This is a genomic window from Pseudonocardia sp. DSM 110487 (genome assembly GCF_019468565.1).
In the GTDB taxonomy this organism is placed as follows: Bacteria; Actinomycetota; Actinomycetes; order Mycobacteriales; family Pseudonocardiaceae; genus Pseudonocardia.
This window is the reverse complement of record NZ_CP080521.1, coordinates 4,773,276-4,797,694: the sequence shown is the minus strand read 5'-3', so window position 1 is coordinate 4,797,694 and position 24,419 is coordinate 4,773,276. Positions and strand designations below refer to the sequence as shown.

At 74.1% G+C, this 24,419-nt stretch carries 20 protein-coding genes; 8 read left to right on the top strand and 12 right to left on the bottom strand.

Annotation, left to right across the window (positions count from 1 at the left end; translation table 11 throughout):
• Nucleotides 1–89 precede the first annotated feature (89 nt).
• The 4 genes from K1T35_RS49800 (at nucleotide 90) to K1T35_RS22330 (ending at nucleotide 5,544) form a co-directional block, all read left to right on the top strand.
• Nucleotides 90–2,342 (top strand): YibE/F family protein, encoded by a 2,253-nt coding sequence (locus K1T35_RS49800; protein WP_370645477.1) that lies wholly within the window; start codon nucleotides 90–92, stop codon nucleotides 2,340–2,342.
• 63 nt (nucleotides 2,343–2,405) lie between these two features.
• The gene (locus K1T35_RS22340; RefSeq protein WP_220262054.1) at nucleotides 2,406–3,146 is read left to right on the top strand and encodes a sugar phosphate isomerase/epimerase; all 741 of its coding nucleotides are present in this window, start codon (nucleotides 2,406–2,408) and stop codon (nucleotides 3,144–3,146) included.
• On the top strand, nucleotides 3,143–4,243 hold the full coding sequence (locus tag K1T35_RS22335) for a Gfo/Idh/MocA family protein (protein ID WP_220262053.1): 1,101 nt from the start codon (nucleotides 3,143–3,145) through the stop codon (nucleotides 4,241–4,243). Before K1T35_RS22340 ends, K1T35_RS22335 begins: the two co-directional genes overlap by 4 nt.
• The gene (locus tag K1T35_RS22330) at nucleotides 4,240–5,544 is read left to right on the top strand and encodes an MFS transporter (RefSeq protein ID WP_220262052.1); all 1,305 of its coding nucleotides are present in this window, start codon (nucleotides 4,240–4,242) and stop codon (nucleotides 5,542–5,544) included. Before K1T35_RS22335 ends, K1T35_RS22330 begins: the two co-directional genes overlap by 4 nt.
• Here the strand turns inward: K1T35_RS22330 and K1T35_RS22325 are convergent.
• The gene (locus K1T35_RS22325) at nucleotides 5,510–6,079 is read right to left on the bottom strand and encodes a bifunctional 2-polyprenyl-6-hydroxyphenol methylase/3-demethylubiquinol 3-O-methyltransferase UbiG (RefSeq protein ID WP_220262051.1); all 570 of its coding nucleotides are present in this window, start codon (nucleotides 6,077–6,079) and stop codon (nucleotides 5,510–5,512) included. The genes K1T35_RS22330 and K1T35_RS22325 overlap by 35 nt on opposite strands.
• Nucleotides 6,080–6,161: 82 nt before the next feature.
• Between K1T35_RS22325 and K1T35_RS22320 the strand changes: the two genes are divergently transcribed.
• Together K1T35_RS22320 and K1T35_RS22315 are read left to right on the top strand one after the other, a co-directional pair.
• On the top strand, nucleotides 6,162–8,969 hold the full coding sequence (locus tag K1T35_RS22320) for a helix-turn-helix transcriptional regulator (protein ID WP_220262050.1): 2,808 nt from the start codon (nucleotides 6,162–6,164) through the stop codon (nucleotides 8,967–8,969).
• Nucleotides 8,970–9,167: 198 nt separating this feature from the next.
• Complete coding sequence (locus K1T35_RS22315; protein ID WP_220262049.1) at nucleotides 9,168–10,493, top strand: MFS transporter; 1,326 nt, start codon at nucleotides 9,168–9,170, stop codon at nucleotides 10,491–10,493.
• A 5-nt stretch (nucleotides 10,494–10,498) separates the two neighbouring features.
• On the opposite strand, the gene hisS is transcribed toward K1T35_RS22315, so the two are convergent.
• Together hisS and K1T35_RS22305 are read right to left on the bottom strand one after the other, a co-directional pair.
• On the bottom strand, nucleotides 10,499–11,758 hold the full coding sequence (hisS, locus tag K1T35_RS22310) for a histidine--tRNA ligase (RefSeq protein ID WP_220262757.1): 1,260 nt from the start codon (nucleotides 11,756–11,758) through the stop codon (nucleotides 10,499–10,501).
• Nucleotides 11,759–11,778: 20 nt separating this feature from the next.
• Entirely contained in the window at nucleotides 11,779–12,468 is a 690-nt protein-coding gene (locus tag K1T35_RS22305; RefSeq protein ID WP_220262048.1) for an MBL fold metallo-hydrolase, read from the bottom strand.
• Nucleotides 12,469–12,559: 91 nt separating this feature from the next.
• Here K1T35_RS22305 and K1T35_RS22300 point away from each other — a divergent pair, with 91 nt between their 5' ends.
• Together K1T35_RS22300 and K1T35_RS22295 are read left to right on the top strand one after the other, a co-directional pair.
• Complete coding sequence (locus K1T35_RS22300; RefSeq protein WP_220262047.1) at nucleotides 12,560–13,405, top strand: peptidylprolyl isomerase; 846 nt, start codon at nucleotides 12,560–12,562, stop codon at nucleotides 13,403–13,405.
• 5 nt (nucleotides 13,406–13,410) lie between these two features.
• The gene (locus K1T35_RS22295; RefSeq protein WP_220262046.1) at nucleotides 13,411–15,066 is read left to right on the top strand and encodes a carboxylesterase/lipase family protein; all 1,656 of its coding nucleotides are present in this window, start codon (nucleotides 13,411–13,413) and stop codon (nucleotides 15,064–15,066) included.
• Here K1T35_RS22295 and K1T35_RS22290 read toward each other — a convergent pair.
• The 9 genes from K1T35_RS22290 to ruvC form a co-directional block, all read right to left on the bottom strand.
• A complete protein-coding gene (locus K1T35_RS22290; RefSeq protein ID WP_220262045.1) occupies nucleotides 15,063–15,674 on the bottom strand; it encodes a hypothetical protein in 612 nt (203 codons plus the stop codon). The two genes, K1T35_RS22295 and K1T35_RS22290, sit on opposite strands and share 4 nt — an antisense overlap.
• A gap of 52 nt (nucleotides 15,675–15,726) precedes the next feature.
• On the bottom strand, nucleotides 15,727–18,066 hold the full coding sequence (locus K1T35_RS22285; RefSeq protein ID WP_220262044.1) for a bifunctional (p)ppGpp synthetase/guanosine-3',5'-bis(diphosphate) 3'-pyrophosphohydrolase: 2,340 nt from the start codon (nucleotides 18,064–18,066) through the stop codon (nucleotides 15,727–15,729).
• 42 nt (nucleotides 18,067–18,108) lie between these two features.
• Entirely contained in the window at nucleotides 18,109–18,669 is a 561-nt protein-coding gene (locus K1T35_RS22280; RefSeq protein WP_370645476.1) for an adenine phosphoribosyltransferase, read from the bottom strand.
• Nucleotides 18,666–19,877: a protein translocase subunit SecF gene (gene secF / locus K1T35_RS22275; protein WP_220262043.1), complete on the bottom strand. Its 1,212-nt coding sequence runs from the start codon at nucleotides 19,875–19,877 to the stop codon at nucleotides 18,666–18,668. Before secF ends, K1T35_RS22280 begins: the two co-directional genes overlap by 4 nt.
• A gap of 1 nt (nucleotide 19,878) precedes the next feature.
• The gene (gene secD, locus K1T35_RS22270) at nucleotides 19,879–21,612 is read right to left on the bottom strand and encodes a protein translocase subunit SecD (RefSeq protein ID WP_220262042.1); all 1,734 of its coding nucleotides are present in this window, start codon (nucleotides 21,610–21,612) and stop codon (nucleotides 19,879–19,881) included.
• Nucleotides 21,613–21,676: 64 nt separating this feature from the next.
• Nucleotides 21,677–22,084 (bottom strand): preprotein translocase subunit YajC, encoded by a 408-nt coding sequence (yajC, locus tag K1T35_RS22265; RefSeq protein WP_220262041.1) that lies wholly within the window; start codon nucleotides 22,082–22,084, stop codon nucleotides 21,677–21,679.
• A gap of 59 nt (nucleotides 22,085–22,143) precedes the next feature.
• Complete coding sequence (gene ruvB / locus K1T35_RS22260) at nucleotides 22,144–23,175, bottom strand: Holliday junction branch migration DNA helicase RuvB (RefSeq protein WP_220262040.1); 1,032 nt, start codon at nucleotides 23,173–23,175, stop codon at nucleotides 22,144–22,146.
• Entirely contained in the window at nucleotides 23,172–23,777 is a 606-nt protein-coding gene (gene ruvA / locus K1T35_RS22255) for a Holliday junction branch migration protein RuvA (protein ID WP_220262039.1), read from the bottom strand. Before ruvA ends, ruvB begins: the two co-directional genes overlap by 4 nt.
• On the bottom strand, nucleotides 23,774–24,340 hold the full coding sequence (gene ruvC / locus K1T35_RS22250) for a crossover junction endodeoxyribonuclease RuvC (RefSeq protein WP_220262038.1): 567 nt from the start codon (nucleotides 24,338–24,340) through the stop codon (nucleotides 23,774–23,776). The genes ruvA and ruvC overlap by 4 nt, the downstream gene beginning before the upstream one ends.
• Between the last annotated feature and the right edge of the window lie 79 nt (nucleotides 24,341–24,419).

Here is a 24,419-nt window from a genome sequence, read left to right as displayed (position 1 = left end):
CCCCCAGGTGACGGGCCGGTGACCGCGCGACACCAACCGGCGAGCGGACGGGGCGGGAAGGATGCGGCACGCGTTGACAGGATGGGTGCGTGCCTGCTGACCATCCGGACGAGACCACCGGGACGGTGCGCCGCAGACGCGCATCCGGCCGGCACCGGCCCGACGCGGCCACGCACACGCCGGAGGTCGGCTTCCCCGCCGTCGACCAGCCCGCCCCTCGGTCCGAGCGCCCGCGGCACGCCCGCGGCGCCGACCCTGCTACCCGCCGACCCGACGCCACCGCGGACGACGGGTACGACGACTGGTACGACGGCAGCGCGAACGGCGGCCACCGGGACGGCGCCCGGGACTGGGCCGGCGACCAGCCCGACGCATTGTCCGAGCGCGGGACCCGGCAGCGGGACAACGCCTACCCGGACTCGCCGCGCCGCGACGACCGGTCTACGGCAGACCGGTACGCGGCAGACCAGTACGCGGGAGACGGGTACGCGAGAGACGGGTACGCGCCGAACCCGTATGCCGCGGATACGTACCACGCGGAGCCGTACCCAGACGAGACGTACCCAGCCGGCCCGGACCGACGCCACACCCCACGCCCGGACGCGGACCCCTTCGGGGCCGAGGCACCGGGGCCCGACCCGTACGCCGAGCATCGCGGCGCCGAACGTGACCGATACGACCCGGCCCCACGTGGCGGCGCCGCGGGCTCCCCCGCGGCTGCAGAGGAACGGTACGGGACTCGCCGGATCGAGTCCCACTCCGGCGCCGGCTCGGCAGCCGACGTGGAGGCCGGCCCCGAGCCGCCGCGCGGGTCTCCCGACCAGGCACCCGGCCGGCCGGGCCCCCGCGACCTGCCTCCCCGCCGCGAGCGGACCCGCGTGGACCCGACCCCGGCCGCCTTGCCCAACCGCAGGCCCGGCGACCCGCCGGGCGCCCCCGCCGAGCTCTTCGTCGAGACCACCACCGAGACACCGGTGCTGACCCCGGAGCTGCTCGGCCTGCACGACAAGGCCAGGGCGGCCGAGGAGACCGGCACGACCGACGAGACCGATGAGACCGAGGACGCGCCACCGGCCCGCGCGCGGGTGCTCGGCGTTCCGCTGCCCGGCTGGGCCGATCGGTTCGTGCGCGGAGCGGGGGACGACGCCGCGCCTGCCGGTCACGGCCACGGGCACGGCCACGGACCTGCCCGACCCGCCGGGAGGAGGGTGCGGATCCTCATCGCCGCCCTGCTCGTCCCGTGCGCGCTGGCCACGCTCGTCGGGCTCGCCCTGCTCTGGCCCACCGGCGGCCCGCCCGCCACGACGTACCGGACCAGCCAGGAACCGGTGAAGGCACAGGTGACGGCCACCCGGGTCAGCGACTGCAGCGCCGGCTCCGGCGACGGCGCCTGCCTCGCGCTCGTCGTGCACATGGCGGACGGGCCCCGCCCCGGCCGGGACCTCGTGCAAGTGGTGCCGGTCGAGCCGGGCACGCCGCGGTTCACGGTGGGCGACCAGGTCGTGCTGAACTGGTCCGGCGCCGACGCGGACGACGCGGGCTCCTACCAGGTCGTGGACTTCCAGCGGGGCGCTCCACTCGGGTGGCTCGCCGGCCTGTTCGCCCTGGCGGTGCTCGTGCTGGGACGGTGGCGCGGCCTCGCCGCGCTCGCCGCGCTCGGCCTCAGCTTCGTGGTGCTGCTGTTCTTCGTGGTCCCCGCGATCCTCGCGGGTCGCGACCCATTGGCGGTCGCCGTGGTCGGCGCCTGTCTGATCATGTTCGCCGTTCTGTACCTGACGCACGGTCCGTCGGCCCGCACGTCGACGGCCGTCCTCGGCACGTTGCTCTCGCTCGCGCTCATCGGTGGGCTCGGCGCGGGGTTCTCGGCCGCGGCCGAGCTCACGGGCCTCGACGACCAGACCAGCAACCTGATCGCCACGCTCGGCACCGGCGTCGACGCCCGTGGCCTCCTGCTCGCCGGGGTCGTCATCGGCGCGCTCGGCGTGCTCGACGACGTGACCGTCACCCAGACCAGTGCCGTGTGGGAGCTCCGCCACGCCAACCCGGGCCTGAGCGCGCGCGGCCTGTTCTCGGCCGCGATGCGGATCGGACGCGACCACGTCGCCTCCGCCGTCAACACCCTCGTGCTCGCCTACGCCGGTGCGGCGCTGCCGCTCCTGCTGCTGTTCTCGCTGTCCGGGCGCGGATTCAGCGACGTCGTCACGTCGCAGGACGTGGCGACCGAGATCGTGCGGACCCTGGTGGGCAGCATCGGGCTGGTGGCCTCGGTGCCGATCACCACGGCGCTCGCCGCGGCGGTGGCGGCGCGCGAGACGGTGCCGGCCGCCGAGAAGGCCGGCTAACGCGGCGTCCGCCCGCTGGGACAACGCTTGCCCCGCAGACCCACGAGCAGTGATCCTCGAAGCGTGACCTCCCTCTCCGTTCAGCTCTACACCCTGCGCGAGCTGCTGGCCGAGGACCTGCCGGGCACGCTCGACCGCCTCGCCGGGCTGGGATTCGCCCACGTCGAGCCGTTCCGGCTCACCGACTACGCGGCGCAGCTCGGCCCGGCGCTCGCGGCGAGCGGGCTCACCGCACCTACGGCGCACCAGCACGTGGTCGGCACGGGCCATGAGGACGAGATCTTCGGCACCGCCGCCACGCTCGGCGTGGGCACGGTGTTCGACCCGCGCATCGACCGGCAGCGTTTCGAGAGCGCGGACGGGGTGGCCGCCGTCGCCGAGGACCTCAACGCCGCGGCCGCCGTCGCCGAGAAGCACGGCGTGCGCATCGGTTACCACAACCACGCCCAGGAGCTGGAGATCGTGCACGACGGCACCACGGCCCTCGACCTGCTGGCCTCCCACCTCGACGACGCCGTCGTGCTGGAGGTCGACACGTACTGGGCCGCGGTCGGCGGTCAGGATCCCGTGGCGCTGCTGAAGCGGCTCGGCGACCGGGTCACGGCCGTGCACGTCAAGGACGGGCCGGCCACGGCCGATCCGATCGACCAGGTGCCGGTCGGGCAGGGCGACCTCCCGGTGCGGGAGATCCTCGCCGCCGCCCCGCATGCGCTGCGGGTGGTCGAGCTCGACGACACCCGGGGCGATCGGTTCCAGGCCGTCGCCGACAGCATCACGTGGCTGCGTGCCGAAGGACTGGCATGACGGGCCCGGTCCGGGTGGGCGTCATCGGCGCGGGCGTCATCAGCACCGAATACCTGCGCAACCTGACACGCCTCCCCGATCTGGACGTCCGCGCGGTCGGCGACCTCGACGAGGAGCGGGCCCGCGCTCAGGCGGCCGCGTTCGGCGTACCGCGTGGCGGCTCGGTGACGGCGGTGCTCGACGACGAGGAGATCGAGCTCGTCGTCAACCTCACCGTGCCGCAGGCGCACGTCGACGTCGCGCTGCAGGCCATCGCCGCCGGCAAGCACGTGTGGAACGAGAAGCCCATCGGCCTGGACCGCGAGAGCACCCGCAAGCTGCTCGACGCGGCGCGGGCCGCGGGGCGGCGCGTGGCGACCGCGCCCGACACGTTCCTCGGCCCTGGCATCCAGACCGCGCGCAGGCTCGTCGAGTCCGGTGCGATCGGCACGCCGCTCACGGCGCTGACCCTGCTGCAGAGCCCCGGCCCCGAGTCGTGGCACCCCAACCCGGACTTCCTCTTCCAGGACGGGGCCGGCCCGCTGTTCGACCTCGGCCCCTATTACCTCACAGCGCTCGTCCAGCTGCTCGGCCCGGTCTCGCAGGTCTCGGCGGTCACGTCGCGGGCGCGTGCCGTGCGCACGGTCGGGTCGGGGCCCCGCGCGGGGCAGCGCTTCGACGTCACCGTGCCCACCCACGTCGCCGCGATCTACCGGTTCGGGGGCGGCGCGAGCGCGCAAAGCCTCTTCAGCTTCGACTCGGCGGTGAAGCGGCGCACCATCGAGATCTCCGGCACCGAGGGCACGATCGCCGTCCCCGACCCCAACACGTTCGCGGGCGAGATCGTCGTGCACCGCATGGACGGCGACGCGGTCACCACACCCGCCGTCCCCGCGCCGGCCACCCGTGGCACCGGGGTACTCGAGCTGGCCCGCGCCGTGCGGGCCGGGCGACCCGAGCGGGCGTCCGGCGAGCTGGGCGAGCACGTGCTCGACGTGATGATCTCCACGATCGAGGCCGCCGAACGCGGAGTGGCGGTGGACCTGGCGACCGCGCTGGAGGTCGGGCCCGCCCTCCCCGAGGACTGGGATCCGACGGCGCTCACACTCGTCCCGTGAGCTCCCCCGCACCGTCCGGCCGGCGTATCGCGATCGCGAGCTTCGTCGGCACCGCGATCGAGTTCTACGACTTCTACATCTACGGCACGGCCGCGGCGCTCGTGTTCGGCGCGGTGTTCTTCCCGTCGTTCTCGCCGCTCGCCGGCACGCTCGCGGCGTTCGCGACGTACGCCGTCGGATTCGTCGCGCGGCCACTGGGCGCGATCCTGTTCGGCCACTACGGCGACCGGATCGGGCGCAAGCGGATGCTGATCGTCTCGCTCGTGCTCATGGGCGCGGCCACGGTGGCGGTCGGCCTGATCCCGTCGTACGAGACGATCGGGGTGCTCGCGCCCGTGCTGCTGGTGATCGCCCGGTTCCTGCAGGGCATCGGGCTGGGCGGCGAGTGGGGCGGCGCGGTGCTGCTCGCCACCGAGTACGCGCCGCCCGGCAAGCGCGGCCTCTACTCGGCGTTCCCGCAGCTCGGACCGGCGGTCGGGTTCCTGCTCGGGAACGCGCTCTTCCTGCTGCTGGACGCGACGATGTCCGACGAGACCTTCCGCACCGTCGGCTGGCGCATCCCCTTCCTCGCCTCGGCCGTGCTGCTCGTGGTGGGCTACTACATCCGCATGCGGATCGCCGAGACGCCCGTGTTCCAGGCCGCGATGGACCGCCAGGAACGGTCCCGAGTGCCGTTCGTCGACCTGCTGCGCAGCCAGCCGAAGACACTGCTGCTCGCAACCCTGTCGTTCATCCTCGCGCACACGCTGTTCTACACGGTCACCACGTTCGCGCTGTCCTACGGAACCACAGCGCTGCACCTGGACCGCACCACGATGCTGCTGGCCGCGATGGTCGCCGTGGCCGTCATGGGGGTGGCGACGCTGTGGTTCGCCGTGCAGTCCGACCGCATCGGCCGCAAGCGGCTCTGCATGGCGTCGGCCGTGCTCGCGGCGCTGTGGGCGTTCCCGCTGTTCTGGCTGATCGACACCGGCAACCCGCTGCTGATCACGCTCGGCATGACCGGCGGGCTGCTCTGCTTCGCGATGCTGTACGGGCCGATGGGCGCGTTCCTGCCGGAACTGTTCCGGGTGCGGTTCCGGTACTCGGGCGCCTCGTTCGCCTACAGCGCGAGCGGCATCGTTGGCGGCGGCATCAGCCCGCTCGTCGCCACGGACCTGCTCGCCCGCACCGGGTCGAGCGCGGCGATCTCGGCCTACGTGTTCGTGATCGCACTCGTGTGCGTGGCCGGCCTCGTGCCGCTGCGGGAGACGAAGGACGCCGACTTCACCGACGGGCTGACGTCGAAGACCGCCCATTGACCCGGGCCACGACGGTGGCCTCACCGTCCCGCTCGACGTGGTGGAGCACCTCGAACGCGCCGAACGCCGCGAGCAACTCCCCCGCGGGCGCGCGGAACGGCCCGGGTCCCTCGCCCACCTCGGACAGCACGGTCACGACGAGCAGCCCGCCCGGCGCGAGGCGGGCGGCCAGCTCCGGGTAGCGGGCGGGGTCACGGAACCGCTGGCAGACGACGAGGTCATACGGTCCGCTGTCCGGCAGCCCGGCATCGAGGTCGTGCAGCAGCCACCGCACGGTCACGCCTTCCCGCGCCGCCAGCTCCCGCCCTGCCTCCAGCGCCACCGGGGAGACGTCCACCGCGTCCACGGTGAACCCCCGCTCCGCCAGCCACACGGCCACGGTGCCGCGGCCGCAGGCCACGTCGAGGGCCCGGCCGCCGGGCGGGAGCAGCTCCGTCCGGCCACGCAGCGCGTCGGGCGGCGCCGGCACCCCGGCGTCCGCCGCAACGGCGACCGCATGGCGGGCGTCCCAGCGCTCCCGGTCGGCGTCGGCCATGCGGCGAGCCTAGTGATCCGCGGTAGTCGGGCGCACACGGTCGTGCAGACAGTCGTGGGGGCTCGCTACGGTGGAGCAGGCCATGAGGACACCGGTGCGCAGTCCGCTGCTCGTCGGCCGCGCCGCCGAGTCGGGGCTGCTCGACGCCGTGCTGGCAAGGGCCGCGTCGGGCGGCGTGGGCGCCGTGCTCGTCGGCGGCGAGGCAGGCGTCGGGAAGTCGCGGCTGGTGGAGGCGTTCCTCGCGCGCAGTCCGGCCGTGCGGGTGCTGGCCGGTGGGTGCGTCGAGCTCGGCGCCGACGGGCTGCCGTACGCGCCGTTCGTGGCCGCGCTCCGCGGCGCCGAGCTCGATGACGCCGAACGACGGCGGCTCGCACCGCTCCTTCCCGGCCTGGACGCCGGCCTGGACACTGGGGAGGCAGGCGATCGGCTCCGGATGTTCGAGGGCGTGCTCACGCTGCTCGCCCGGCTCGCGGCGGACGGTCCGACCGTGCTGGTGCTGGAGGACGCGCACTGGGCCGACCGCTCCAGCCTCGACCTGCTCGAGTTCCTGGTCCGCAACCAGCGCGCGGCGCCCGCGTCGATGATCGCCGTGACGCACCGCTCGGACGAGCCCGGCTCGCGCGGCCTGCGCCCGCTGCTCGCCGGGTTGGGCCGCCTCGACCACGTCGAACGGGTCGTGCTGGCGCCGTTCACCCGTGGCGAGGTGGCGGCGCAGGCGAGCGCCATACTCGGCCGCCCCGCCGACCCCGCGCTGGTGGCATCCCTCCACGCCCGCAGCGACGGCAACCCGCTCTTCGTCGAGGCGCTGCTGAGCGACACGGGGATCCACGAGCCGCGCGACGTCCCCGGCTCGCTCTCCGACCTGCTGGCGACGCGGGTCGACCGGCTCGGCGACGCCGCCGCGGTGGTGCGGGCCACCGCCGTCGGCGGGATCCGCGTCCCGCACGCGGTGCTCGCCGCCGTCTGCGGGGAGCCGGTCGACGTGGCGGTCCGGATGGCCGTGGACGCCGGTGTACTCGTCCCCGACGGCGACGGGTACCGGTTCCGGCACGCGCTCATCCGCGATGCCGTGCTCGCGGGCGTGCTGCCGGGACAGCGGGCGGGACTGCACCGCCGCTACGCGGACGTGCTGCGCCACCACGGCGGCGGGTCGGATGCCGAGCTCTCGTACCACCTCGCGGGCGCGGGCGACGGGCCCGGCGCCGTCGCCGCCGCGTGGGCGGCTGCCGCCCAGGCGCGCCGGGTGCTGGCGCACGCCGAGGAGCTGCAGCTCGTCGAGCGGGTGCTCGGGTGGTGGGACGCCGTGCCGGACGCTGCGACGCTGGTCGGCGCCGGCCGCGCGACGGTGCTGGAGACGGCCGCGGAGGCCGCGCTGCGGGCCGGGGAGAGCGAGCGCGGCGAGCGGCTGGCCGGACTGGCGCTCGCCGAGCCGGGACTCGAGGACGCGCACACCGCGGCGCTCTACGAGCTGCGCGCCCGGCTCAGGGCATGCACCGGCCACCCCGGCCGCGGGCCGGACCTGCGGGCGGCGCTCGCCGCCGTCCCGCTCGGGCACCCCATCCGGCCCTACCTGCTCAACGCACTCGCGGCGTACCTGATGGACCTGCCGGACCCGGATGGCGCCCGCGCTGCCGCGCAGGAGGCACTGGCGGCCACCCGCGGCAGCGGCGACGACCCGGCCGAGGCGAGCGCCCTGGTCACCCTCGCCACGCTGGACGCCCGGCTCGGTGACCTCGACGCCCAGCTGCCGCGCCTCGCGCGGGCCACAGCGGTCGCCCGCACGCTCGGCGCCGACCACCTGCTGCTGCGGGTGCTCGCCCACGAGTCGCACCTGCTGGAGGGCTACGGCCGGCTCGCGGACGCGGAGCGGGTGGCGCGGGCCGGTCTGGCCGCGGCCGCCGAGGCCGGCCTCGCCCGCTCGGCCGGCCCGGTGCACGCGGCGAACCTCGCGGCGGCCCAACTGGCCGCGGGGCGCTGGGCCGAGGCGGGCGACACCCTCGAGCGGGCCCTCGAGCTCGTCCCGGAACCGATCCACTACTCCCGGCTGCTCGCACTGGCCGCCGACCTCGTGCTCGGCCGGGGCGAGCTCGATCACGCGAGTGCCCTGCTCGACCGGGCGGCCGAACTGACGGACACGAACCCGCTTCCCCTCACGCGCCTGCGCGCCCGGCTGCACCTCGCGCAGGGCGAGCCCGTGGCCGCCTGCTATGCGCTGAAACCGGCGCTCGGCTCCGCCGACCTCGCCGTCGCCTCCCGCTACGCGTGGCCGTTGCTCGCCGTGGCCGCGGAGGCGGCCGCCGCCGCGGGCGACGGCTCCCTGTCCACGGAGGTCACGTCGATCACCGAAGCCGTGCCGGAGGTGACCCCGCCGCAGCGCGCGTGGGCCGCCACCACCGCCGCGTACACGTCGGAACGCGCGGCGGACTGGGCCACGGCCGCGGACCTGTGGGACGAGCTCGCGCACCCGTTCGAGCACGCCACCGCGCTCCACCACCACGGCGCCGCCCTGCTCGCCGCCGGCGCGCGCTCCGCCGCCGCCGACGCCCTCACCCGCGCCACCGCCGTCGCGGGCGAACTGGGCGCGACGCCGCTCCGCGCGGCGGTCGCCGACCTGGCCCGGCGCGCCCGCCTCCCCCTCGGCGGGCACGTCCCCGTGGGCGACGCGGCGAGCCGCATCGGCCTCACCCCGCGCGAGACCGAGGTGCTGGCACTGCTCGCGACCGGGATGGGCAACGCCGCGATCGCCGAACGCCTCTACATCTCGCCGAAGACCGCGAGCGTCCACGTGTCGAACATCCTCGGCAAGCTCGAGGTCACCAACCGGGTCGAGGCGGCGGCGACCGCCCACCGCCTCGGATTGCTGGCGGAAACCTCCCCGGTGGTCGAGTAGGGCCGGCGCCCCAGCGCCGGCCCGTATCGAGACCACCACCCCGGCATGTGGTCTCGATACGCGCCGGCCCTGGCGGGCCGGCGCTACTCGACCACCGGATGGGCCTCTAAGGCTCGTGCCCGATGCGGCACCCCCGGACTCAGAACGAACGTGGTCCCCGCGGCGGCCGGACGTGCCGCCGTGGATCGGAGGACCTCCATGACGACGTCGCGCACCGCGGCGACCGGATCGGGGAGTCGATGGGACGCGGTGCTCGTCGTCTGCCTCGGCGTCGTGCTGATGTCGCTCGACATGACGATCGTGGCCGTCGCCCTGCCGGCCATCGGCGCCGAGCTGCACGCGCCGCCGGCGGTGGCGCAGTGGCTGCTGCTGGGCTACTCGCTGCCGATCGTGGCGCTGAGCCTCCCGGCGGGCCGGTGGGTGGACCGGGCCGGGCCGCTGCCGGCGTTCCGGCTGGCGGTGGGCGGTTTCGGCGTGGCGAGCGCGCTCGTCGCGCTCGCACCGGGGATCGGGACGCTGATCGCGGCGCGCGTGCTGCAGGGCTGCGCGGGCGCGCTGATCGGCGTCGTCGCGCTGCCGCTCGTGAACGACGCGGTGCGGCCCGAGCACCGCGCCCGCGCCATGAGCATCGTGCTCACCCTCATCCCCCTCGCCGGGGTCGCGGGCCCTGCGCTGGGCGGCCTGCTGACCGACACCGTCGGCTGGCGCGCGGTGTTCCTGGTCAACCTGCCCGTCGTGGCGGTCGCGCTCGCGCTCTCCGGCCGGGCGATCCCGGCGGCTCGCCCCGGCAGGGCCGGCCTGCCGCGGCCGGACCGGGCCGCCGTGCTGGACACGGTCCTGCTCGGCGCCGGTGTCACCGCTCTCGTGCTGGCGGTCGGCCTGCCGGCCGGTGGTCCGCTCCTCGCGGTCGCGCTGCTCGCCGTCGCGGCTGTCGCCACGCTCGCGTGGGCGCGGCGGCCGGATGCCCGGCCCGTGCTCGGGCTGCTGCGCATGCGGCGGATCGCGCCGTCGCTCGTCGCGCTGCTCGCCACGACGGCAGGGGTGGGCGCGGTGAACCTGCTCGTGCCCTACGCGCTGGTCGGCGCGAGCGCGAGCACCACCGGGCTGGTGCTGCTGGTGCTGTCGGCCGCCATGGCGGCGACGTCGCCGCCGGCCGGCGTGCTCGCCGACCGGGTGGGCGCCGAGCCGGTCGTCCTCGCCGGGACGGTCGCGGTGCTCGCCGGTGCGGCCTGGTTGCTCGCCGCGCCGGTCAGCCCGCTCGGCCTGGTCGGGCCGCTGCTGCTCATTGGCGTGGGCAACGGCCTGATCGCAGGACCGAACTCGGCGCTCGTGCTCGGGGCGACGCCGCCTGCCATGGTCGGGGCAGGCAGCGGCCTGATGGCGCTCGGCCGGAACCTCGGGTTCACCCTGGGCCCTGCGCTCGCCGCGCTGACCCTCGGCTCCGGCGCGACGGCGGTCCCGGTGGTGCTGGCGACGATCGGCGTGGTGGCCGCGGTGGCGGTGCCACGGCGACGCCGGCAATAGGGGCGTCAGGCCAGCGCCGCGACCACCGTGTCGACCGCCGCGTCCAGGTCCACCGACTGCTGCTCGCCCGTCGCCATGTCCTTCACGCCGATCGTGCCGGACTCCAGGTCACGCTCACCCAGGACGAGGGCGAGGCGGGCGCCGGAGCGGTCGGCGGCCTTCATCGCACCCTTGAGGCCGCGGCCGCCGTAGGCGAGGTCCACGCGAACGCCTGCCTTCCGCAGCTGCGCCGCGAGCCCCACGAGGCGGCGCTTGGCGGCGTCGCCCAGCGGCACGCCGAAGACCTCGCAGCGCGCCTCCGACCAGGGGGCGACGCCCTCGGCCCTGCAGGCGAGCAGGGTGCGGTCGACGCCGAGCCCGAAGCCGACGCCCGACAACGGCTGCCCACCGAGGGTGGCCATCAGCCCGTCGTAGCGGCCCCCACCGCCGATCCCGGACTGTGCGCCGAGACCGTCGTGGACGAACTCGAACGTGGTCTTCGTGTAGTAATCCAGGCCGCGCACCATCCGGGGGTTCTCGACGAACGCGACGCCCAGGTCGTCGAGGTACTGCTTCACGGCCGCGTGGTGCTCGGCCGAGGCCGCGGACAGGTGGTCGATCAGGAGCGGCGCGTCCGTGAGCAGCGCACGAACCTCGGGGCGCTTGTCGTCGAGCACCCGCAGCGGGTTGAGCTGCGCGCGGGCCCGGGTGGGCTCGTCGAGCGGCAGGCCTGCCAGGAACTCGCGCAGCAGCCTGCCGTACTCCGGCCGGCACTCGGCGTCACCCAGAGAGGTGATCTCCAGCCGGTAGCCGGTGAGACCAAGCGCGCGGAAACCCTCGTCGGCAACCGCGATGACCTCGGCGTCGAGGGCCGGGTCGTCCACCCCGATCGCCTCGACGCCCACCTGCTGCAGCTGCCGGTACCGACCGGCCTGCGGGCGCTCGTAGCGGAAGAACGGGCCCGCGTAGCGCAGCTTGACCGGCAGGCCGTGGCGGTCGAGCCCGTGTTCGATCACCGCCCTGACGACGCCGGCCGTGCCCTCCGGCCGCAGCGTGACCGACCGGTCGCCGCGGTCGGCGAACGTGTACATCTCCTTGCTCACGACGTCGGTGGACTCCCCGACGCCGCGGGCGTAGAGCGCGGTGTCCTCGAAGACCGGCAGCTCCAGCAGGCCGTACCCGGCCCGTTCGGCGGCGGCCTCGAGCGTTTCGCGCACGTGCGCGAACCCGGCCGACTCCGGCGGGTAGTACTCCGGGACGCCCTTCGGCGCGGCGAAGCTCGTGATCTTCTTCTCCTCCAGGGCGGTCACAGGCCACGCCCCCGCGCCGGTGCTTCCAGTCCCTGGAGGAACGGGTTGGACGCCCGCTCGCGCCCCACGGTCGTCGTCGAGCCGTGTCCTGGCAGCACGACGGTGTCGTCGGCCCGGGTCAGCATCTTGTCGCGCAGGCTCGCGAGCATCTGCTCGTGGTCGCCTCCGGGCAGGTCGGTGCGTCCGATCGACCCGGCGAAGAGGGTGTCGCCGGCGAGCACGACCTCGACCCCTTCCTCGGTGGGAGTGGTGAACACGACGGAGCCGGGAGTGTGGCCGGGGGTGTGGTCGACGCGCAGCGTGAGCCCGGCCAGTTCGAGCGCGGCGCCGTCGGCGAGCTCGCGGACCTCCCGCGGCTCGCGCAGCTCGATCCGCCCGCCGAAGAACGCCGCCGCCTCACGCGACAGGCCCTTCATCGGATCGGCGAGCAGGTCCCGGTCGTCCGGGTGGATCCAGGCGGGCACGTCGTGGCCGTCGCACACGGGCGCCACGCTGAACGTGTGGTCGAAATGGCCGTGCGTCAGCAGGACCGCCACCGGCGTGAGCCGGTGCTCGGTGAGCAGCGCGTCCAGGGGATCGACGGCGTCCTGACCGGGGTCGACCACGACGCACGCCTCGCCCTGACCCGCTGCCACCACGTAGCAGTTGGTCTGGAACGAACCAGCGGGAAAACCTGCAACGAGCACGTCCACCAGCGTAGAGGGGCGCGACCTCACCGAAGTCTCTCAGGGTCGCTCGCTATCCTGCCGCCGTTCGGCGGAAGCGAGGGAGTTGTCGGTGGCGACCAATCAGATACGGCGCGAGGCGGCCAAGCGCAAGCTGGAGAACCAGCAGAAGCGACGCGCCGAGCGGGCGCGGCGGCGACAGCGCACTGCGATCATCACGTCCGCGTCGGTAGTCGTCGTGGTGGTACTGGCCGTGGTCCTGCTCTCCACCGTCGGCCTGCCCGGCGGCGGTGGCAGCGACACGAACGACACCGCCGCGCCGCCGTCCGACGCCGCCACCCCCACCGCTGCTCCGGCCGCGCTCGGCGACTGCGCCTTCTCCCCCACGCCGGACGAGCCCGCCGCAAAGGCCGCGCCGGTCCCGACCGCCACCACCGCGAGCACCAGCGGCACGGCCGCGGTCACCCTGCGGACCAACCGTGGCTCGATCCCGCTGACGCTCGACCGGGCCACCGGTCCCTGCGCCGTGGAGAGCTTCCTGAGCCTGGTGAACGCGGGCTACTACAACGACACGCCCTGCCACCGGCTCACCACCGGCGAGGGCCTGAAGGTGCTGCAGTGCGGCGACCCGACGGGCCAGGGCACGGGTGGGCCCGGTTACACGATCAATGACGAGCCGCCCACCGGGCTCGCACCCGCCGGGAACGGCGCGGCCATCTACCCGCGCGGCACGCTCGCCATGGCGAAGACGTCGGCACCCAACTCCGGCGGAAGCCAGTTCTTCCTCGTCTACGCCGACTCCACCCTCCCGCCGGACTACACCGTATTCGGCACGGTCGGTCCGGAGGGCTTGGCCACGCTCGACACCATCGCGCAGGGCGGCTCCGACGACGCGAACGGCCCCGGCGACGGAGCACCGCGCACGCAGGTGACCATCCAGTCCGCCACCGCCGCCTGACGTCGGTGGTCCGGGCGCGCACCGCGGCCGTCGTCCTCTGCGTGTGCGCGGCCCTCGCGGCCTGCACGAGCGCCACGGCACCCGAGGCGCCCGCCATCCCGCTCGGCGAGCTCGTCTCCGTCGAGCAGGGCGAGCTGCTCGGCGCCACCGACGGGTCGGTGCTGCGGTACCGGGGGATCCCGTACGCGGCCCCGCCGGTCGGCGAGCGGCGCTTCACGCCGCCGGGCCGGCCGCAGTCGTGGAGCGGCACTCGGCCAGCCACGCAACCGGGAACGCGGTGCGCCCAGCTGCCTGCCGCGCCCGGCACGCCGCACGCCACCGGCGGGAGCGACACCGAGGACTGCCTCACGCTCGACATCACGGTGCCGGCCGGCACCGCCGCCGACGCGCGGCTTCCCGTGCTGGTCTGGATCCACGGAGGCGGGTTCACCGCGGGTGCGGGCACTGACACCGATCCGCGCCGCCTCGCCGAGGCCGGGCCGCTCGTCGTGGTCACCGTCAACTACCGGCTCGGCATCTTCGGGTTCTTCGGCCTGCCGGGCCTGGAGGGGTCGGGTTCGTTCGGGCTGCTCGACCAGCGGGCCGCCCTGACCTGGGTCCGGCGCAACATCGCGGCGTTCGGCGGCGACCCGGGCCGCGTCACGCTCGCCGGCCAGTCCGCGGGCGCCGACAGCGTCTGCGGCCAGCTCACCTCGCCCCTGTCCGCCGGCCTGTTCCACCGGGTGATCATGCAGAGCGGCGAGTGCGGCACGACCAACCTCGTCGACGTGATCCACCCCGGCGCGGGGCCCGCGGGCGACACGTGGAAGCCGCTACCCCTGCTCGAGGCCGCCGGCGCGGCGGCGGCGGGCACGCTCGGCTGCCCCGCCCCTGCTGGCAGCACGGACCCGACCGCGGTGCTCACCTGCCTGCGGGCGCTGCCCACGGCGCAGCTCGTCGGCGGGGCCGGCTACTACTGGAGCCCCGCCACCGGCACGCCGATGCTCCCGCGCCGACCGTCCGACATCGTGCTGAACCGCGCCGCCCGGCCGGGCGTCCCCATCCTCGCCGGCACCACCCGCGACGAAGGCACCCTGTTCACGGTCGCGTTCTTCGACCGCGCGGGCACCCCGCTCACCGACCCGGGGTTCCGCGCGCTGCTCTCGGCCGCAGCCGGTACGCGGGCCGGGGAGGCAGGCGCCGTCTACCGCACGGTCGACCGCTCCCCCGGGCGGGCCTGGTCGGACGTGATCACCGACCGCGCGTACGCCTGCCCTGGCCTCGTCAACTACCGCGCGCTCGCCGATCGTGGCCCGCTCTACGCGTACGAGCTCGCCGACCCGGCCGCACCCTCCCCGTACGTCGCGCTACCGGCCGACCTCGCCGGCGGCTCGGCCCACGGCGCGGAGATGCCCTACCTGTTCGACCTCGTTCCCGGCCAACCGGAGCTCACGGCCGCCCAGGAGGCCCTCGCGGCGGAGCTGGTGGACCGGTGGGCCCGGTTCGCGACGACCGGCGAGCCGAACGCGGGCACCTCCGGCTTCGACACGGTCACGTCGTGGCCCCCGTGGACCGGCGACGGCCGGCTGCTCACGATTTCCGGCCCCGGCGCGGCCACGACCGTCACTCCAGGGCCGGCGTTCGCCGAAGGCCACCGGTGTGCGCTCTGGGATTGGCGCTAGCCGGGCACCACCAGGTCCCGGTCGACCTTGCGGTGGTAGCGCATGCCCCCGAGGCCGCCGAGCACCGCGCCCACCAGCGTCACCACCAGCACGCCCACGGCGAGCGCCGCCGCCCCTGCGGACAGCACTCCGCCGCTCATCAGGCCGCCGCTCATGGGGAGCCGGACCAGCTCGTCGAGCTGCGGGCCCGAGACGACGCCCGTCACCGTCGCGATCACAGCCCCGATCACCGCGAGGAACAGGGTCCACAGCCACACGGCCACGCCCTGCCGTGCACCGGCGAAGCGGGCCATCCGCCCGGCCACGTAACCGCCGCTGTAGAACCCGACGAAGATGATCACCAGCAGGACGGCCGCACCGGCCACGCCCATCGCAGGCGCGGCGGCGACCGGGTCGGGCGTGGGGCTCACCAGGCCCAGCGCGGCAGCGCCTGCCGTCACGAGGGCGCTGAGCAACCCCACCATGCCCATGGCGGTCACCCAGCCGAAGAAGGCAGAGCCCCACCGGATACCGCCGAGGCGCCGCGCCTGCTGGGACGTCAGGTGGGTACGCGCGTCCTTGAAGGTGGGGAAGGGCTGCGTCCGTTCCGCCTCGGGGACCGTGCTCATAGGTGTCTCCTCCCTCTGTTGAGAGGAAGTACCCCGAACAGGTGGATGCCACTCAGCTGGCGCTGGTCACCCGATACACGTCGTAGACGCCCTCGACGTTGCGCACCGCGCGCAGCACGTGGCCGAGGTGCTTCGGGTCGCCCATCTCGAAGGTGAACCGGGAGACGGCCACCCGGTCGCGGGAGGTCTGTACGGAGGCGGAGAGGATGTTGACCCGCTCGTCGGCGAGCACCTTCGTGACGTCGGAGAGCAGCCGGTGCCGGTCGAGCGCCTCCACCTGGATGGCCACCAGGAACACCGAGCCCGGCTGCACCGACCATGCGACCTCGACGAGCCGCTCCGCGCGCGCCTGCAGGTCCTTCGCGTTGGTGCAATCGGTGCGGTGCACGCTGATGCCGCCGCCGCGGGTGACGAACCCGAGGATGTCGTCGCCCGGCACGGGGGTGCAGCAGCGGGCGAGCTTCGTGTACATGTCGCCCAAGTCGCCGTCGGCGCCGCGCACCACGACGCCTGCGTCGCCGCTGCTGCGGCGCAGCCGCACGATGGACGGGATGGCGCGCTCGGCGAGGTCCTCCTCGGCCTGGTCCTCGCCCCCCACCAGCGCAACCAGCCGCTGCACGACGTGCCGGGGGCTGGCATGCCCCTCCCCGACCGCGGCGTAGAGGCCGGAGACGTCGGAGAAATGCATCTCCCGCGCCAGCGCCGACATCGCCTCCGACGAGACGAGGCGCTGCATCGGGAAGGAGGTGCGCCGCGCCTCGCGCGCGATGGCCTCCTTGCCCCCCTCGATGGCCTCCTCGCGGCGCTCCTTCGCGAACCACTGCCGGACCTTCGACTTCGCCCGTGGCGACGCGACGAACGACAGCCAGTCGCGGCTCGGTCCCGCCCCCTCAGCCTTGGACGTGAAGATCTCGACGACGTCGCCGGACTCGAGCTTGCGCTCCAGCGCGACCAGCTTCCCGTTGACCCGGGACCCGATGCAGCGGTGGCCGACCTCGGTGTGCACGGCGTAGGCGAGGTCGACCGGGGTGGACCCGGACGGCAGCGTGACCACGTCACCCTTCGGCGTGAACACGAAGATCTGCTGGGCCCCGAGGTCGTTGCGCAGCGACTCCAGGAAGTCACCTGGGTCGGCCGCCTCACGCTGCCAGTCGAGAAGCTGGCGCATCCACGCCATCTGCTCCACCTCGAGGGCCTGCCCGTTGTGGGCGCCTCGGGTCTCCTTGTACCGCCAGTGCGCCGCGATGCCGAACTCGGCCGTCTCGTGCATCTCCCGGGTGCGGATCTGCACCTCGAGCGGCTTGCCGTCCGGCCCGATCACGGTGGTGTGCAGCGACTGGTACACCCCGAACCGGGGCTGGGCGATGTAGTCCTTGAACCGGCCGGGCATCGGCTGCCACAGGGCGTGGACCATGCCCATCGCCGCGTAGCAGTCGCGCACCTCGTCGACGAGCACGCGGACGCCGACGAGGTCGTGGATGTCGTCGAAGTCGCGGCCCTTGACGATCATCTTGCGGTAGATCGAGTAGTAGTGCTTGGGCCTGCCCTCGACCGTGGCCTGGATCCGGGCCGAGTCGAGCTGCTGCATGACCTCGTCGATGACCTGCTTGAGGTACGTGTCGCGCGACGGCGCCCGCGTGGCGACCAGCCGCACGATCTCGGAGTACTTCTTCGGGTGCAGGATCGCGAAGGACAGGTCCTCCAGCTCCCACTTGATGGTGGCCATCCCGAGCCGGTGGGCCAGCGGGGCGAGCACCTCGAGGGTCTCGCGGGCCTTCTTCGCCTGCTTCTCAGGCGGCAGGAAGCGCATCGTGCGCATGTTGTGCAGCCGGTCCGACAGCTTGATGACCAGCACCCGCGGGTCGCGGGCCATCGCGACGATCATCTTGCGGATCGTCTCTGCCTCGGCGGCGGTGCCCAGCTCGACCCTGTCCAGCTTGGTGACACCGTCGACGAGGTGGGCGACCTCCTCGCCGAAGTCCTTGCGCAGCCGGTCGAGCGAGTAGTCGGTGTCCTCCACCGTGTCGTGCAGCAGCGCTGCGACGAGCGTGGTGGTGTCCATGCCCAGCTCGGCAAGGATGCTGGCCACCGCGAGCGGGTGGGTGATGTAGGGGTCGCCGGACTTGCGCTTCTGGCCCGCGTGCTTGGCCTCCGCCACGTCGTACGCGCGCTGCAGGAGCGCCAGGTCGGCCTTCGGGTGCAGCGTGCGGTGCACGCTGGCGAGCGGCTCGAGCACGGGCGCGACGACGGCGACGCGCTGCGGGGTCATGCGCCGCGCGATGCGGGCCCGCACCCGGCGCGTGGCCGACGGCCGGGCCCCGTTGCCGTTCGGGTCCGGCACGGGCGGGGTCGGGCTCGCAGCCGGGGGCGCGGGCTGCTGCAGCTCCGTCATCCCGTCGTGCCCTTCACCCGCGCCAGTCTAGGCTCCCCCGGATCAGACCGTCAGGAGGGCGTGCACCGGGACGTCACCCAACCGTGCCCGGCCGTTCAGGGCGGTGAGCTCCAGCAACGCCCCGAAGCCGACGACGGTGGCCCCCACCTCGGCCAGCAGGTCGGCTGCCGCCGCGGCGGTGCCGCCGGTGGCGAGCACGTCGTCCACGAGGAACACCCGCGCGCCATGGCCCACGGTCTCCGCGGGCAGCTCGAGCGTCGCGGTGCCGTACTCCAGCTCGTAGGTGCGCGAACCGGCAACGCGCGGCAGCTTGCCCGCCTTGCGCACCGGCACGACGCCCGTGCCCGCCACCACCGCGACCGCGGCAGCGAGGAGGAACCCGCGGGCCTCGACCCCTGCCACCAGGTCGGCCTCCCCCACCAGCGCCGCCAGCTCGGTGGTGACCGCGGTGAATGCCTCGGCGTCGGCCAGCACCGGCGTGATGTCGCGGAACAGGATGCCCGGCGACGGGTAGTCCGGCACGTCACGGACGAGCGCGGCCACCCACTCCAGCTCGGACCCCGGATCGGGCCTGGCGCCGGCCACGGTGACGGGGCCGGTCACCGTTGCCGCTTGCCGGTCGGGCGGGCGGGCTTGCCTGCCGTGCGGGCCCCCCGGGACTGCCCGCCGCCACGGGCGTGGCGGGCCGGCATGCTCGCGGCAGCCGCCATCGCCCGCTCCTTGCGCAGCTCCCCGGCGAGCACGGCGTCGTCGGCGAGGTCCGGGTCGGTATCGGCTGCCGCGCCATCGGCGGGATCGGGGACGCCCGCGGCCTTGGCCCGCCGGGCCGCCACCCGCGCGGCCTGCTGCTGGAACCGCGGGTCGCGCATCTTGAGGTCGACGAGGATCGGCGTGGCCAGCAACAGCGAGGACAGCGCGCCGGCGATGATGCCGACCATCTGCACCAGCGCGAGGTCGGCGAGCGTACCGACCCCGAGCAGGCCGACGCCGATCACCATCAGCGCCACGACCGGCAGTACCGCGAACAGCGAGGTGTTGATCGACCGGATGAGCGTCTGGTTCAGCGCGAGGTTCGCCGCCTCGGCGTAGGTCCGGCGGGTGAGCCCGAGCAGCCCCCGGGTGTTCTCCTTGACCTTGTCGAAGACGACCACCGTGTCGTAGAGCGAGAACCCGAGGATCGTCAGCAGGCCGATCACCGTGGACGGGCTGACCTCGAACCCGACGAGCGAGTAGATGCCCGCGGTGACCACCACGTCGTGCAGCAGCGCGACGAGCGCCGCGAGCGCCATGGAGCGCTCGAAGTAGAACGCCAGGAAGATCGTGACGAGCACGAGGAAGACGCCGAGGGCGATGAGGGCCTGGCGGGTGATCTGCCCGCCCCAGCTGCCGCTCACCGCGCTGTCGCTGATCACCGCTAGTTCCGGGGCGCCGGTGGCCCCGATCGGCTGGAAGGTGTCGAACAGCGCCTGCTTGAGCGGGACCAGCTGGCTCGCGTCGAGCGCCTCCGAGCGGATGAGGATGGACGCCGCGCCGCCGGTGCCCGCCGACTGCACGGCCTCCGGCTCGTGCCCGATCACCCGCTCGTAGACCGCGCGCACCGCCTCGACGTCGGCCGGGGCGGCCGCGGTGGTGGCCGGGAACTGGATCTGCGTGCCACCGGTGAAGTCGATGCCGAGGTTGAACCCCCGGAACACGATGGAGCCGATGCAGATCAGGACCAGCACCGAGAAGGCGATGTACCAGACGCGCTTGCGCCCGATGATGTCGAACGCGCCCGTGCCCGTGTAGAGCCTGTTCAGTACCCCGGCCACGTCAGGCTCCCTTCGATCGGCCGGCTGCGGCGGCGAGGACGCGTCTGCGCTCGGCGCCCGTGCGGGCGGCCTCGCCCAACCCGGACAGCCCTGGGTTGCTGAACACGCGCGACTTGGCCACCAGCGAGATCAGCGGGTGCGTCACCAGGAACACCACGATCAGGTCCAGCACGGTGGACAGGCCGAGGGTGAACGCGAAGCCCCTCACCTGCCCGATGGCCAGCAGGTACAGCACCGCCGAACACAGGAAGCTCACCGCGTCGGCCGAAAGGATCGTGCGCCGCGCCCGCACCCAGCCCCGCGGAACGGCCGACCGGAACGTCCGGCCGTCCCGCATCTCGTCCTTCAACCGTTCGAAGAAGATGATGAACGAGTCGGCCGTGATACCGATGGCGAGGATGAAGCCGGCCACGCCCGCGAGGTCGAGCGTGAACCCGATCCAGCGCCCGAGCAGCACCAGCACGGGATAGACGATCGCCGCGGACAGCGCCAGCGACAGGATGAGGAGCACGCCGAGCACGCGGTAGTAGAAGAGGCCGTACACGAACACGAGCGCCAGCCCGATCAGACCGGCGATCAGCCCGGCCTGCAGCGACGCGAGCCCGAGCGTCGCCGACACCGTCTGGGCCTCGGACGACTCGAACGACAGCGGCAGCGAGCCGTACCGCAGGACGCCGGCCAGCTGCTCGGCGTCCGCCTGGTTGAACTGCCCCTCGATCTGGGTCGGCCCGAAGATCGGCTGGTTGATCCGCGGCGCCGACACGACCTCGCCGTCGAGGGTGAACGCCACCAGCTTGCCGACGTTGTTGGTCGTGTACTCGCCCCAGGTCTGCGCGCCCTGCGACTCGAACGTCAGGCTGACGACCCAGCCCACGCCCGTGGTGTTCTGCTGCGCCTGCGCACCGGCGATCTCGGTGCCCTCGAGGAACGAGGGCCCGAGGATGTACTTCTCGGTGCGGTCCTGGTTGCAGGCCACCAGTGGCCTGGTCGGGTCGTCATAGCCGCGCAGCGGGTCGCGGGCGTTGCAGTCGAGCGTGAGCAGCGCCGTCTCCTGCACCGTCGGGTCGGAGCTCTGCCGCATCTGGCGGGCGGACTCGACCTCGGCGGCGAGCCGGGGATCGGCGGGCGACGCGGGACCCGGTGCCGGCGGGGCGGGCGGGGGCGTCGGGTTCTGCAGCGGTCGGCTGAAGGCGACCGGAGCGACGTCGCGCTCGACCGCGTCAGCCGGGCCACCCATCCCCTGCGGCTGCCCCGTGGGGGGCGCCTGCCCCGCGTCCGCGGGGGCCGGGTTCGCCGGCGGGGCGCCCGGTTGCGGCGCGCCGGGCTGCGGCTGCTGCTGGGGCTGTTGCTGCGCCGCGTACGGGCCGCCGACGACTTCGCGGAACCGCAGCTGGGCCGTCTGGCCGAGCGAGCGGGCCTGCTCACCCTGCTGGCCGGGCACCGTGATCGTCAGGTTGCTCCCGTCGACCACCACCTCCGCCCCGCTCACACCGAGGCCGTTGACGCGCTGCTCGATGATCTGCTGCGCCTGCAGGAGCTGCTCGCGCGGCGGCTCGGCGCCGGTCTCGGTGCGGGGCTGCAGGGTGACGCGGGTGCCGCCCTGCAGGTCGATGCCCAGCTTGGGCGTGGGACTGCCGTCGCCGGTGAAGAACACCAGCGCGTACAGCGCGGCGACGATGGCGACGAACGCCGCCAGGTGACGCCAGGGGCGGATCTGCCCCGGGGTGGATGCCACTGCTCGCGATCTCTTCCTTCTCAGGTGCGACCCGCCCGGCGCACCGGCGGCCGCGCGGACGCCGTCAGCTGCGAGCCGTGCCGTTCGTCGACTCGTCCTTCTCCAGCGTGGACTTCTCCAGCGACGGCGCTGCCGCGGGCTCCTCGAGGGACTTGGCCGCCGGCTCCTCCGGCGTCGCCTCGGTGGACTCCTCCTCCGAGGCGTCCTCGGTGACCGCCGGGTTGACCTTCTCCCGGACCGCGCCGCGCACCCACGTGGTGACGACGCCGTCGGCGATCTCGATGTCGAGCGTGTCCTCGTACGAGGCGTCCACGATGGTGCCGCGCAGACCCGAGGTGGTCACCACGACGTCACCGGCCTCGAGGGCCGCCTGCATCTTCTGCATGTCCTGCATCTGGCGCCGCTGCTTGCGCCCCGACAGCAAGATCGGGATGAACAGCAGCGCGATCAGAATGGGGAACAGGTACTCCATGGTCTTGGTCTCCGTATCTCCGCACGTCGTGGAGCCACCAGAGTCTGCCAGCCCCCGGTTCAGAACAACGCGGGAGGGCCACCCGGAGTGACGTCGGGTGGCGCAGCGATGCCCAGATGTGACCAGGCGGTGGCTGTGGCCACCCGGCCCCGCGGGGTGCGCGCCAGCATCCCGGCCCGCACGAGGTAGGGCTCGCAGACCTCCTCGACGGTACCCGGTTCCTCGCCCACCGCCACAGCCAGCGTGGACACACCGACCGGCCCGCCGCCGAAGGAGCGCACCAGCGCTCCGAGCACCGCCCGGTCGAGCCGGTCCAGACCGAGTTCATCGACGTCGTAGACGGCGAGCGCGTCGCGCGCGACGGAGCGGGTGACTGCCCCGTCGGCGCGCACCTCAGCGAAGTCGCGCACGCGGCGCAGCAGCCGGTTCGCGATGCGCGGCGTGCCCCGGGACCGCATGGCGATCTCCTCGCCACCGTCCGGGCGCAGGTCGACGCCGAGGATGACGGCCGCCCGGCGCAGCACGAGCTCCAGCTCGGTGGGCTCGTAGAACTCCATGTGGGCGGTGAAGCCGAAGCGGTCGCGCAGCGGGCCGGTGAGGGCGCCGGACCGGGTGGTGGCGCCCACCAGCGTGAAGGGGGCGATGTCGAGCGGGATCGACGTGGCGCCCGGCCCCTTCCCGACGACGACGTCGACGCGGAAGTCCTCCATCGCGAGGTAGAGCATCTCCTCGGCAGGGCGGGCGATCCGGTGGATCTCGTCGATGAACAGGACGTCGCCGGCATCGAGGTTGGACAGCATCGCGGCGAGGTCACCGGCGCGTTCGAGGGCGGGCCCGGACGTCAGCCGGATCGCGGCGCCCAGCTCGGCCGCGACGATGAGCGCGAGGCTCGTCTTCCCGAGCCCGGGCGGCCCGGACAGCAGGATGTGGTCGGGCGGCTGGCCGCGGCGCCGCGCGCCCTCGAGTACGAGCTCCAGCTGCTCGCGCACCCGCGGCTGCCCGATGAACTCGGTCAGTGTGCGCGGCCGCAGCGAGGCGTCGACCTCGAGGTCCTCCGGTTCGGGCCCGGGGGTGAGCGAGACCTCGGTCACCGTCCCTTGCCGCCCAGCGTTGTGAGCGCGGCCCGGAGCAGCACGCTCGCGTCGGCCTCGCCGTCACCGGCCATGACGCCGTCCACGGCCTGTTCGGCGGGCTTCGCCGCGAAGCCGAGGCCGACCAGAGCCTCCACCACCTGGTCGCGGCGGGGGTTCGCCCCGTTCGCGGAGATGGGGAGGGTCGCGGGCGATGCCGCAGGTGCGACGACCTTGTCGCGCAGCTCGAGGGCGAGCCGTTCGGCGCCCTTGCGACCGATGCCCGGCACCCGGGTGAGCGTGGTGAGGTCGCCGTCGACGAGGGCGCGGCGCAGCGCGTCCGGGCTCAGCACGGCGAGCGTGGCGAGCGCGATGCGCGGCCCGATCCCGCTCACGGTCTGCAGCAGGCCGAACAGCTCCCGCTCCTCCTCGTCGGCGAACCCGAACAGGGTGAGCGAGTCCTCCCGCACGACGAGGGCCGTCGCGAGCCTGCCCTGGTCGCCGCGACGCAGCCGGGCGAGCGTGCCCGGCGTGGCCTGGACGGCGAGCCCGACGCCGCCGACCTCGACGACCGCGTGGTCGAGCCCGATCTCCAGCACCTCGCCACGGACCGAACTGATCATGAGATCCCCTCCCTCGCCGCGGCGAGTCGAGCCTTGTGGGCGCGGGCGAGCTCGGCCGAACGCGCCTGCGCCTGCGCCATCCGGTCGAGCATCGGCGCGCGCCAGCAGTGGCAGATGGCGAGGGCGAGCGCGTCGGCCGCGTCGGCGGGCCGTGGCGCCTCCTTCAGCGCGAGCAGGCGGGTGACCATGGTCGTCACCTGCTGCTTCCCGGCGCGTCCCTCCCCGGTGACCGCGGCCTTCACCTCGCTGGGCGTGTGGAAGGCCACCGGAAGGCCCGCCTTCGCGGCGAGCATCGCGACGACGCCGCTGACCTGGGCCGTGCCCATGACGGTGCGGACGTTGTGCTGGCTGAACACCCGCTCGACCGCCACCACATCCGGCCGGTGCCGCTCGATCCAGCGTTCCACCTCGGCGCCGACGGCGAGCAGCCGCTCGGGCAGCGGCGCGTCGGCCGGGGTGCGCACGACGTCCACCGCCACGCACTGCACCCGCCGCCCGCCCGCGCCGTCGACGACCCCGAGCCCGCACCGGGTCAACCCCGGGTCGACGCCGAGCACCCGCACCCGATCTCCCCTACCCGATCATCTCCGCGAACAGCCGTTCGAGGAGGCAGGCTACCGGCGCGCCGCCGGGGCGCCGCAG

Bases quoted from the DNA above. Each gene is read 5' to 3' on its own strand.
- K1T35_RS22335 (WP_220262053.1), top strand. From the start codon at position 3,143: ATGACGGGCCCGGTCCGGGTGGGCGTCATCGGCGCGGGCGTCATCAGC.
- K1T35_RS22325 (WP_220262051.1), bottom strand. From the start codon at position 6,079: ATGGCCGACGCCGACCGGGAGCGCTGGGACGCCCGCCATGCGGTCGCC.
- K1T35_RS22320 (WP_220262050.1), top strand. From the start codon at position 6,162: ATGAGGACACCGGTGCGCAGTCCGCTGCTCGTCGGCCGCGCCGCCGAG.
- K1T35_RS22315 (WP_220262049.1), top strand. From the start codon at position 9,168: ATGACGACGTCGCGCACCGCGGCGACCGGATCGGGGAGTCGATGGGAC.
- K1T35_RS22290 (WP_220262045.1), bottom strand. From the start codon at position 15,674: ATGAGCACGGTCCCCGAGGCGGAACGGACGCAGCCCTTCCCCACCTTC.
- K1T35_RS22285 (WP_220262044.1), bottom strand. From the start codon at position 18,066: ATGACGGAGCTGCAGCAGCCCGCGCCCCCGGCTGCGAGCCCGACCCCG.
- yajC (WP_220262041.1), bottom strand. From the start codon at position 22,084: ATGGAGTACCTGTTCCCCATTCTGATCGCGCTGCTGTTCATCCCGATC.
- ruvA (WP_220262039.1), bottom strand. From the start codon at position 23,777: ATGATCAGTTCGGTCCGTGGCGAGGTGCTGGAGATCGGGCTCGACCAC.